At 51.9% G+C, this 9,945-nt stretch carries 12 protein-coding genes; all 12 read left to right on the forward strand.

The window, feature by feature from the left end:
- Positions 1-140 precede the first annotated feature (140 nt).
- Positions 141-1,247 carry a M20 peptidase aminoacylase family protein gene (locus VFK44_10800; GenBank protein HET7628866.1) on the forward strand — a complete coding sequence of 369 codons (1,107 nt, stop codon included), beginning with the start codon at positions 141-143 and terminating at the stop codon, positions 1,245-1,247.
- Positions 1,248-1,252: 5 nt separating this feature from the next.
- The gene (locus VFK44_10805) at positions 1,253-2,059 is read left to right on the forward strand and encodes a GNAT family N-acetyltransferase (GenBank protein HET7628867.1); all 807 of its coding nucleotides are present in this window, start codon (positions 1,253-1,255) and stop codon (positions 2,057-2,059) included.
- Positions 2,060-3,190: an o-succinylbenzoate synthase gene (gene menC / locus VFK44_10810; GenBank protein HET7628868.1), complete on the forward strand. Its 1,131-nt coding sequence runs from the start codon at positions 2,060-2,062 to the stop codon at positions 3,188-3,190. It begins immediately after the preceding gene.
- 299 nt (positions 3,191-3,489) lie between these two features.
- The gene (locus tag VFK44_10815; GenBank protein HET7628869.1) at positions 3,490-4,803 is read left to right on the forward strand and encodes an AMP-binding protein; all 1,314 of its coding nucleotides are present in this window, start codon (positions 3,490-3,492) and stop codon (positions 4,801-4,803) included.
- A gap of 170 nt (positions 4,804-4,973) precedes the next feature.
- A complete protein-coding gene (paaA, locus tag VFK44_10820) occupies positions 4,974-5,984 on the forward strand; it encodes a 1,2-phenylacetyl-CoA epoxidase subunit PaaA (protein ID HET7628870.1) in 1,011 nt (336 codons plus the stop codon).
- A gap of 47 nt (positions 5,985-6,031) precedes the next feature.
- Positions 6,032-6,367 carry a 1,2-phenylacetyl-CoA epoxidase subunit PaaB gene (paaB, locus tag VFK44_10825; protein ID HET7628871.1) on the forward strand — a complete coding sequence of 112 codons (336 nt, stop codon included), beginning with the start codon at positions 6,032-6,034 and terminating at the stop codon, positions 6,365-6,367.
- Positions 6,364-7,176, forward strand: coding sequence for a 1,2-phenylacetyl-CoA epoxidase subunit PaaC (gene paaC, locus VFK44_10830; GenBank protein HET7628872.1), 813 nt, complete (start codon positions 6,364-6,366; stop codon positions 7,174-7,176). Before paaB ends, paaC begins: the two co-directional genes overlap by 4 nt.
- A gap of 15 nt (positions 7,177-7,191) precedes the next feature.
- A complete protein-coding gene (paaD, locus tag VFK44_10835) occupies positions 7,192-7,689 on the forward strand; it encodes a 1,2-phenylacetyl-CoA epoxidase subunit PaaD (protein HET7628873.1) in 498 nt (165 codons plus the stop codon).
- A gap of 95 nt (positions 7,690-7,784) precedes the next feature.
- Positions 7,785-8,090 (forward strand): EthD family reductase, encoded by a 306-nt coding sequence (locus VFK44_10840; protein ID HET7628874.1) that lies wholly within the window; start codon positions 7,785-7,787, stop codon positions 8,088-8,090.
- Positions 8,083-8,853, forward strand: a complete 771-nt coding sequence (locus VFK44_10845; GenBank protein ID HET7628875.1) for an enoyl-CoA hydratase-related protein — start codon at positions 8,083-8,085, stop codon at positions 8,851-8,853. The genes VFK44_10840 and VFK44_10845 overlap by 8 nt, the downstream gene beginning before the upstream one ends.
- A 2-nt stretch (positions 8,854-8,855) precedes the next feature.
- Positions 8,856-9,626 (forward strand): enoyl-CoA hydratase-related protein, encoded by a 771-nt coding sequence (locus VFK44_10850; protein HET7628876.1) that lies wholly within the window; start codon positions 8,856-8,858, stop codon positions 9,624-9,626.
- Between the two features lie 17 nt (positions 9,627-9,643).
- A partial coding sequence (locus VFK44_10855) for an aldehyde dehydrogenase family protein (GenBank protein HET7628877.1) occupies positions 9,644-9,945 on the forward strand: 302 nt, incomplete at its 3' end.

The following is a 9,945-nucleotide window of genomic DNA, read 5'->3' on the forward strand; positions in this document are numbered from 1 at the left end:
CACTGATCGAGGACATAAACATAGACAACTTGCTATAATGATAGAAAACGACTGAAGTCTTTTTGTTTCATGCGTGCTCACCGTTGCATGGCACAATTGACACGTTCATTCGCGAACGACGAAAAGGATGGGGACCGTTCATGAATTTGGCAAACATATTCGAGCATCTTCACGCGCATCCGGAAATCAGCTGGGAAGAACACGAAACGACTGAATACGTTCGAAAAATGTTGGCGGAACACGGGTACCGCGTGCGTACCTTTGACGAGTGCACAGGCGTGATCGGCGAAATCGGCAGCGGCCGGCCGGTTGTTGCTTTGCGGGCGGATATCGATGCGTTGTGGCAGCAGGTTGGCGGGCATTTCCGCGCTAATCACTCGTGCGGGCACGACGCGCACATGACGATGGTGCTCGGAGTTGCTGAGACAGCCAAAGAGCTGGTGCGCGAATATGAAGGTACTGTCCGGTTGATTTTCCAGCCGGCGGAAGAGAAAGGCGCCGGTGCTTTGAAAATGGTCGAGCTTGGGGTGGCCGACGACATCGATTATTTGTACGGCGTGCATTTGCGACCGATCGAAGAGGCACGGTTCGGTAAAGCGGCTCCGGCGATTTTGCACGGCGCATCCCGGTTAGTGGAAGGGAAAATTATCGGCAAAGATACGCACGGAGCACGTCCGCATTTAGGGATTAATGCGATTGATGTCGGGTCCTCGCTGAACGCGATGATCAATCGCGTGCGGCTCGATCCGATGATCCCCCATTCGATTAAAATGACGAAGTTTCGCGCGGGAGGCAAGAATGCGAACATTATTCCGGGATCGGCGGTGTTCAGCGTTGACATGCGAGCACAGTCCAATCAGTTGATGGAAGCGCTGGACGATCGTTTCAAGCGTATCATCGAGCCGATGAAAGACCAGTTCGGCGTCGACATCCGGCTGGCCACTCAGGCGGTCATTCCGGCTTCGGAAGTGAGCGAAGATGCGCAGCATATAATGGCGGATGCGATTTGCGACGTACTCGGGCACCGCAACATGCTGCCGGCGATCGAAACCCCCGGCGGTGACGACTTCCATTTTTACACATTGAAACGTCCGCATTTGAAAGCGACGATGCTCGGTTTAGGCTGCGATTTGCAGCCGGGGTTGCACCATCCGGACATGACGTTTAATCGCGAAGCGATCGGCAGCGGTGTGGAAATATTGACAAGGGCGATTAAGTTGACGTTGGAGCATGGGAAGGAAGCGTGACATCGATGGGCTTTCAAGCAACGATTAAGGTGCTTCGCACGATGGAGGAACTGAAAGGTGTAAGGGAGTTGGAGCAGATCGTTTGGGGCATGGACCCGTTGCCGCTTCATCAAACGTTTACCGCTTCCCGGAATGGCGGCCTCCTTTTGGGCGCTTATGATCGGGAGCGGCTGATTGGCTTTTCGTACAGTTTCCCGGGTTTCGCCGAGCGGAAACCGTATTTATGTTCCCATATGCTTGCCGTTCATCCTGATTACCGAGGCAGACAAATCGGCTGGCGGTTGAAACAAGAGCAGCGCCGGAAGGCGATCGACTTCGGTTATGATTTGATCGTGTGGACGTATGACCCGCTGCTCAGTCGGAATGCGCATTTAAACTTGCATAAGCTCGGCGGCGTTGCCGTCGCATATGAGCCGAATTTGTACGGCGAGATGGAGGACCGCTTGAATCGGGGTCTCCCTTCGGATCGCTTCAAGATCCATTGGCAGCTTGGGGAGACCGTCAAGAACTTGCGAATGCCTGAAATTTTGCCGGATCGCGTATGGCTCGACGCTGAACTTGACAGCACCGGTATGCCGGCGGCGGTAGATGGATCGTGCGGGCGAAAGGTCAGCGATCAATCGGATTGGTTCGTTGCGATACCTGCCGATTTTTTATCGATCAAACAACAGCACTTGGATTTGGCTATTGATTGGCGGCGGAAGTCGGGAGAAGCGTTTGCAACGTTATTTGGCGAAGGTTTTGTTGCTCCGGAATTCGTGAAATCGGCGTCCGGCCAACCGTGGCATTATTATTGGTTTACAAAAAAATAAATGGGGGTCGTGCACGTGATTCATTTGGACCGCGCGGTGCTGCGCGACGTGTCAATGCGCTTGAAGGCGCCGTTTCAAACAAGCTTCGGAACGTTTCAAGATAAATCTTTCATTCTCGTGGAACTGCTTGACAAGGACGGCGTCAACGGGTGGGGGGAATCGGTCGCCTTTGCATTCCCGTGGTATAACGAAGAAACGGTGGAAACAAACCGGCATATGATTGAGGATATTTTGCTGCCGTTGTTGTTCGAAAGTCCGTTGCGCCATCCAGATGAAGTACGGGAGCGATTTTCGGCGATTCGCAGAAACAACATGGCCAAATCTGCGCTTGAAGGCGCCGTTTGGGATTTATATGCGAAAAAAATCGGGATGCCGCTTGCGGAAGCGCTCGGGGGCGAAAAAAAACAAATCGACGTCGGCGTGAGCATCGGGATTCAGCCGTCCACCGAAGCATTGCTGGAAGTGATTTCACGCCACGTTGCGTCCGGATACAAAAGAATTAAGTTAAAAATTAAGCCCGGCACCGATGTCGAATTGCTGCGCGACGTACGCCGTCATTTTCCCGAGATCCCGCTCATGGCTGACGCCAATTCCGCATACACGTTGAACGACATGGACCGGCTGAAAGCGCTCGATGATTTTGATCTGCTTATGATCGAGCAACCGCTCGCCCACGACGACTTGATTGATCACGCGGTGTTGCAGCAGCAGCTTGACACGCCGATCTGTCTCGACGAAAGCATCCATTCTTACGAAGACGTTCAGCACGCGATCAAACTCGGAAGCTGCAAGATCATCAATATAAAAATCGGTAGAGTTGGCGGTCTGACGGAGGCAAAGCGAATCCACGATTTGTGCGCGGAGCACGGCATTCCGGTTTGGTGCGGGGGCATGTTGGAAGCCGGTGTTGGACGCGCCCACAATATTGCGCTGACGACGTTGCCGCAATTTTTGCTTCCCGGCGATACTTCGGCATCTTCCCGTTATTGGGAGGCGGACATCATTGAACCGGAAGTGACGGTAACAAACGGAATAATCACCGTACCTGAAACGGCGGGGATTGGTTATGACGTCGATCGCCAGCAGTTAGATCGTCTGACGAAAAACAAGAAAGTCATCATTAACGGCTAAGATAGGGCTCGTTACGGCCGCAGCTTTTCATGGCAATTGACGTTCAGGCAGCAAAATGGTTTAGTTGATCGATTATTGTTGTTTTCCGAGGAGCATTTGAAAACGGCGATCGTTTTCAATTCCGGAGAACTATTGTTGTTGTCGAATCGGTTTTCACGAAATTTCCAGCAAATATTGACAATGAGAGGAGGCGGAGGTATTCTCGGTATAACAAAAAAACACGTCCACACGGAAATGGCGTTATAGGTTTTTGTCTTTTTTGTAAAGGCTTTCAATACGTTTCGAGAGAGGGGAAGTTTATGATTTATAACGAAGAAATGGAAACAATGGTTTACAGTAAGCGGGAAGAACTTCAACTGAATCGATTGCGCACGACCGCGGCGCACGTTTACGAAAACATCCCTTTCTATCAAAACGCTTTCGACGAGAAAGGAGTGTCGCCGGAAGACATTCAATCGCTCGACGATGTTCGAAAACTGCCATTTACAAGAAAACAAGATTTGCGCAACCATTATCCTTTTGGCATGTTTGCCGTTGAACAGAAAGAAGTTGTCCGTCTCCATGCGTCTTCGGGAACAAGCGGAAAACCGACTGTAGTCGGCTATACGCGCAACGATATCGAAACGTGGACGGAATTGGTTGCACGGTCGATCGCGGCAGCCGGCGGGGAACCGGGGAAGGTGCTACATAATGCGTACGGTTACGGGTTATTTACCGGCGGTCTCGGCTTGCATTACGGATCGGAAAAACTTGGGATGGCGACCGTCCCCGTTTCCGGAGGGAATACGGAGCGGCAAATGCTGTTAATCGAGGATTTCAAGCCGCAAGTGATTTGCGGGACGCCTTCCTATGTGTTGAACATTGCCGAAGAAATGGAACGAGCGGGGAAAAATCCGGCGGCAACGAGTCTCGAATTCGGCATTTTCGGCGCAGAACCGTGGTCGGAAGAAATGCGGCGCGAGCTCGAGGCCAGATTGGCGATCAAAGCGATCGATATTTACGGGTTGAGTGAGGTGTACGGGCCGGGAGTAGCGATTGAATGCCACGAAGCGCAGGACGGTTTGCACGTTCAAGACGATTTGATTTACGTCGAGGCGATCGATCCGGAGACGCTGGAACCGGTGCCGGACGGAGAAGACGGAGAACTCGTATTTACGAGTTTGGTGAAAGAAGCGACCCCGCTTATCCGCTACAGAACCGGCGACGTCGCTTCGATTCGCCGCGATACTTGCCGGTGCGGCCGGACAACAGTTAGGATGTCGCGCGTCAAAGGCCGTATCGACGACATGTTAATCATCCGCGGCGTCAACGTGTTTCCGTCGCAAATCGAGAATTATTTGCTGCAAGTGAAAGAACTCGTGCCGCATTATCAAGTCGCTGTCGACCGCAATGGCACATTGGATGAAGCAGAAATTCACGTTGAAATGAGCGAAGCCTTTTACGCGGATGTAGCGGGAGATTTGCAGCATGAACGTGTGCGGGCATTGGCAGGCAAAGTGGCAAAGCTGATTAAAGCGAATTGTCTCGTAACGATGAACGTGAAGGTAAAACGGCCGCATGAGATACCGCGTTCGCAAGGAAAAGCGGTTCGCGTGATTGATTTAAGGAAGTAGGTCGAAATGGCTGACTTGCAAGTGTTACGAGGCACGAAAGTCAACAGAGAGGTTTTTTCGCAATTAGAAGCGCTGTTTCGAGGCGCTTCTTTTTTTTCTGCGTTTTTCTGTTGGCGAGGGGATTCGGATGAAAGGGCTTACACTTGTCAGGAGTATGACGATAATTTATAATGACGTTAAATATACGTGATACAGAGGCGGTGAAAGAAAAAGTGGAAGAAGCTCTGTTTGATCGCTTGAGCGAGGAAGAGAAATACGAGCATTTCATGAACCGGATCAACAACGACGAAAAGATCGAGGCGGACGACTGGATGCCCGATGATTACCGGAACGGCTTAATCAAGTTGATTTCGATGCACGGCGTGAGCGAAATAATGGGCGCGCTGCCGGAAAAAGAATGGGTGCCGAAGGCGCCGACGTTAAACCGGAAGCTGGCCATTATGGCAAAGGTGCAAGACGAAATGGGACACGGGCAGCTCATTTTGCGTGTGGCGGAAGATTTGATGAAGCCGCTCGGCAAAACGCGCGAAGATGTTTTACAAGATTTGTTCAGCAAACGATTAAAGTTTCATAATGTCTTTCACATGGACGCGCCGACGTGGGGAGACGCGGCGGTCATTGCCTGGCTCGTGGACGGGGCGGCAATTTTATCGCAAACGAATATGTTGAAAACGTCCTATGGTCCGTACGGAAGGGCGTTGAAACGTGTCTGTCAGGAAGAATCATTCCACGAAAAGCACGGCGAAAGCTTGACGCTGTCGCTTGCGGAAGGAACGGAATATCAGCGCAAGATGCTGCAGGATGCCATTAATCGCTGGTGGGAGTCGCTCCTCATGTTTTTCGGGCCGGCATCGGCGAAAGATACCGGTTCGTCCAACGTCGATACGAACATTAAATATAAGCTGCGCGAAAAAGACAACGAGCAGCTGCGGCAAGCGTTTTTTGACAAATATATTCCGAAAATTCACATGCTCGGGTTTACGGTTCCGGATGAAACTTTGCATTACGATGAGTCGGCTGAAACATGGGTGTATCAAGGGCCGGATTGGAAAAAATTCAAGGAGATTGTCACCGGTCATGGTCCGCGTTCCCAGTCGCGGCTCGATTTGCGGGCCAAATCGTACGAAAGTACGCGCTGGGTGCGGGAAGCGCTTGCGACAGTTAAGACGAAAGCCGTTTAAAAACAGCGGCAGATCCGAACCTAACCGTGAAGGAGTTGACAGGCGAAATGAGCGGGGAAAGCAGCGAAAAGCCATTTTATGAAGAATTTGAAGTGTTCAGCCGGAAGAAGGACACGACGCCGATGCAATACCAATTCAGCTTGCTGGCGCCGAACCACGACATGGCGATGACGATGGCGAAAGAAAACTTTTTTCGCCGCGAAATTCCGAACGACATTTGGGTTGTTAAACGCAGCGACATTCGCAAGATGACACAGAGCGAGCGGGAAGCGATGCAACGACTCGACAAACCATATCGGGAAACGAAAGGGTACACCGATCTCGTGCAACGATGGCGGAATTTCCGCAAAGCGTACGAGCAGAAAGAGGGGGAGGAAGCGTGAGCGATTTTCTCAAGGCGGATGCCGACAACGAAGCGCTGATCGAACTTTTGTATCAGCTTGCCGACGACGATTTCATCCATGCTCACCGCGGTTCTGAATGGCTCGGGCTTGCGCCGCACATTGAGGAGGACGTCGCGTTTTCTTCGATCAATCAAGATACGATGGGTCACGCGGTGATGTATTTTCGGCTGCTCGAAGAGCTTGGTGAAGGAAAAATCGACGATATCAGCCATTTGCGCGGACCAGAGCATTATCGCAACGCGGTCATACTCGAGCGAAAGAACGGGCCCGGCGAATATATTGAAAAACCGGAGTACGATTGGGCGTTCACCGTCGTCCGCCATCTTTTTTACGATACGGCGAAGAAAATCCGTCTCGATTCGCTGAAGCAATCCCGTTACGAACCGCTTGCCGTAGCGGCGAGGAAGATTGTCACCGAACAATATTATCATCTTTTGCACTGGCAGCTTTGGTTCAAGCAGCTTATGACGAGCACGGACACAGCCCGTGAAAAAATGGAAGCGGCAATCGCAAAGGTTTGGGCTGATTTCGGCGGTATGCTGACGTTCGGGCCGCGGGGCGAGGAAATGGCTGCGGCGGGATTGATTGAAAGCGAAGCGCTGCTTGAAAAACGATGGTTGAAGAAAATTGAAACTTTGTTTCGGGAGGTCGATTATCCCATGCCAGGCGATGCGCCGGGAATGCAACACGGAAACGGGCGAAACGGAGAACATACGGAGGATTTGCCGCATGCGCTCAATACGCTTTCTGCCGTATACAAGTCGGATGAGCAGGCAAAAGCCTGGTAAGAAAGGGTGAGGATCGTGGACGATGCCGTGCAAGAAGTGAAAAAAGCGTTGGAGACGGTCACGGATCCGGAATTGCCGTGCATCAACATCGTTGATCTTGGGATGTTGGAAGCTGTTGAAATGAGCGGCGGAACGGTCACGATCCGGCTGCTGCCGACATTCAGCGGCTGTCCGGCGCTTGATATGATCAAGAATGATGTGCTGCGAGCGGTGAGGGAAGTCGCAGCGGGAGTCGAAGGCGTTTCGGATGTGCACGTCGAGTTCGTGTATGATCCGCCGTGGACAACGGACCGTATCAGCGCGCAAGGGAAGGAAAACTTGAAGACGTTCGGGGTTGCACCGCCCCCGGCCGAACATGTCGAAGGGGAACCTTGGAAAGTCGATTGTCCGTATTGCGGGTCGCCTTATACGACGATGGAAAACATCTTCGGGCCGACCGCTTGCCGCAGCATTTTATATTGCACGCATTGCAAAAATCCATTCGAAGCGATGAAACCGGTCGCGAATTGGTAAGTCTAGAGGCGGCATCAAGGGTTGTTATTGGACAGAAGAACTTGTGCGAATCGCCTGAGCGAGTGCTCAGTCATAGTTTAAAAGGAGGCAGCGAAGTGACGAAGTTGATTGCACTGTACCGTCAACCAGAAGATTGCAAGAAGTTCGATGATCATTATTACGGCACACATACGCCGATCGTCAAGAAAATCCCGGGTCTCCGCAAAACAGAAGTGACGAAAATTATTGGGTCGCCGCGCGGAGAAAGTCCTTATTATTTGTTATGTGAAATGTACTTTGACGACGAGGATTCGTTGAATCATGCGATGACGTCCGAAGAAATGAAAGCGTCTTCAAAAGACTTAATGTCGTTTGCCGGCGAGCTCGTTACCATGATGGTTGGGGAGGAAGTTCATGTTTGATTTTATCCAGACGCGCAAGAGCAGAGGCGTCGGAATCGTTGAGCTGAACCGCCCGAACGTGCTGAATGCGATCAATCAGCAAATGGTGAAAGAAATCGTCCAGGTGCTCGAAACGTACGACCGGGATGACGAAGTTCGTGCGATCGTGCTGCAAGGTGCCGGACGGGCGTTTGCTGCGGGGGCGGACATTAATGAAATGGCCGACGTCGGAGCGGTGGAAATGGAGATTCTCGACCAGTTTGCCGTTTGGGACCGGATTCATCTTGTAAAAAAACCGTTGATTTGTGCGGTACAAGGCTTTGCGTTCGGCGGCGGATTTGAGCTGGCGTTGAGCTGTGACATGATTATCGCGGCAGAAGATGCGAAATTTGCTTTTCCGGAAGTCAACATCGGTGTCATGCCGGGGGCAGGCGGCACGCAAATGCTGACGAAAGCGATGGGGCGCCGGAAGGCGATCGAATGGCTTTGGACCGGTGAACCGATGACGGCGAAAGAAGCGCATCATTACGGGGTCGTGAACCGTCTCGTTGCGCGCGAAGTTTTACATTCAGAAACGTTAAAATTTGCCGAAAAACTGGCGCAAAAACCGCCGTTGTCTTTGCGCATGATCAAGGAAGCGGTGAAAAAAGCGGTCGATCAACCGCTGCATGAAGGCATGTTGTTCGAAAGGAAAAACTTTTCGCTTTTGTTTGCCTCGAACGATCAGAAAGAAGGCATGCAGGCCTTTCTTGAAAAACGAAAACCGGATTTCAAAGGGGAGTAGCGATGGATACGATCAAACGGACAGTTGAAGACGGCGTCGCTTGGATCACGATGAACCGGCCGGATAAACTGAACGCTTTCAACAAACAAATGCATGCCGAGTTGAAAGAGACACTGAAACAAGTGAAAAAAGATAACGAAGTGCGCGCCGTCGTGCTTACAGGTGAAGGACGTGCGTTTTGCTCCGGACAAGATTTGGCCGACGTCGGTGAAGATGCGGATTTCTCTGAGATTTTGCGGAAGCGATACAATCCGCTCATTGAATCGATCACATCGCTGGAAAAACCGGTGATTGCGGCAGTCAACGGTACTGCGGCAGGCGCGGGCATGAGCTTGGCGTTGGCTTGCGACTTCCGTCTCGCCCACGAGAAAGCGAGCTTCATCGAAGCTTTCATCAATATCGGTCTTGTCCCGGATTCCGGCAGCTTATATTTCCTGCCGCGCCTCGTTGGGCATGCGAAAGCGATGGAACTTGCCGTTCTCGGGGAGAAAGTGCGCGCCGATGAGGCGGAAAAGCTCGGCCTTGTGACGAAAGTCATTCCGGATGCCGAGTGGGAGGAAGCGGTAAAGGCATTTGCTGAGCGGCTGGCGAACATGCCGACGAAAGCAATCGGACTCATTAAACGTTATATGAACAAGAGCTGGGAGAACGATTTAAGCGAAGTGCTCGAAAATGAGGCGGATGCGCAGCAAATCGCCGGGTACTCGGCGGATTATAAAGAAGGCGTGCAAGCGTTTTTGGAGAAAAGAAAACCGAAGTTCACGGGAAAATAACAAAGGAGCTGAACGTGATGAGCGAAATGAAGCGAGACACGTACAAGTTGTTTATAAACGGCGAATCGGTTGATGCGGCAAGCGGAGAAACGTTCACGACTTACAATCCGGCAACGGGGGAGACGCTCGCTGAAGTGGCGAAAGCCGGCAAGGAGGATGTCGATCGCGCGGTTGCGGCGGCGCGTGACGCGTTCGAGAACGGGAAGTGGAAAAAGTACCCGGTCGGTAAACGCGCGCGTGTAATGAACAAGATTGCCGCGATCATGCGGGAGCGGTTCAACGAACTCGTTGAAGCGGAAGTGGCAAACAGCGGGAAAAC

The organism is Bacillales bacterium (assembly GCA_035700025.1).
In the GTDB taxonomy this organism is placed as follows: domain Bacteria; phylum Bacillota; class Bacilli; order Bacillales; family DASSOY01; genus DASSOY01.

Bases quoted from the DNA above. Each gene is read 5' to 3' on its own strand.
- VFK44_10815 (HET7628869.1), top strand. From the start codon at position 3,490: ATGATTTATAACGAAGAAATGGAAACAATGGTTTACAGTAAGCGGGAA.
- paaA (HET7628870.1), top strand. From the start codon at position 4,974: ATGACGTTAAATATACGTGATACAGAGGCGGTGAAAGAAAAAGTGGAA.
- paaB (HET7628871.1), top strand. From the start codon at position 6,032: ATGAGCGGGGAAAGCAGCGAAAAGCCATTTTATGAAGAATTTGAAGTG.
- menC (HET7628868.1), top strand. From the start codon at position 2,060: ATGGGGGTCGTGCACGTGATTCATTTGGACCGCGCGGTGCTGCGCGAC.
- VFK44_10805 (HET7628867.1), top strand. From the start codon at position 1,253: ATGGGCTTTCAAGCAACGATTAAGGTGCTTCGCACGATGGAGGAACTG.
- VFK44_10800 (HET7628866.1), top strand. From the start codon at position 141: ATGAATTTGGCAAACATATTCGAGCATCTTCACGCGCATCCGGAAATC.
- VFK44_10845 (HET7628875.1), top strand. From the start codon at position 8,083: ATGTTTGATTTTATCCAGACGCGCAAGAGCAGAGGCGTCGGAATCGTT.
- VFK44_10850 (HET7628876.1), top strand. From the start codon at position 8,856: ATGGATACGATCAAACGGACAGTTGAAGACGGCGTCGCTTGGATCACG.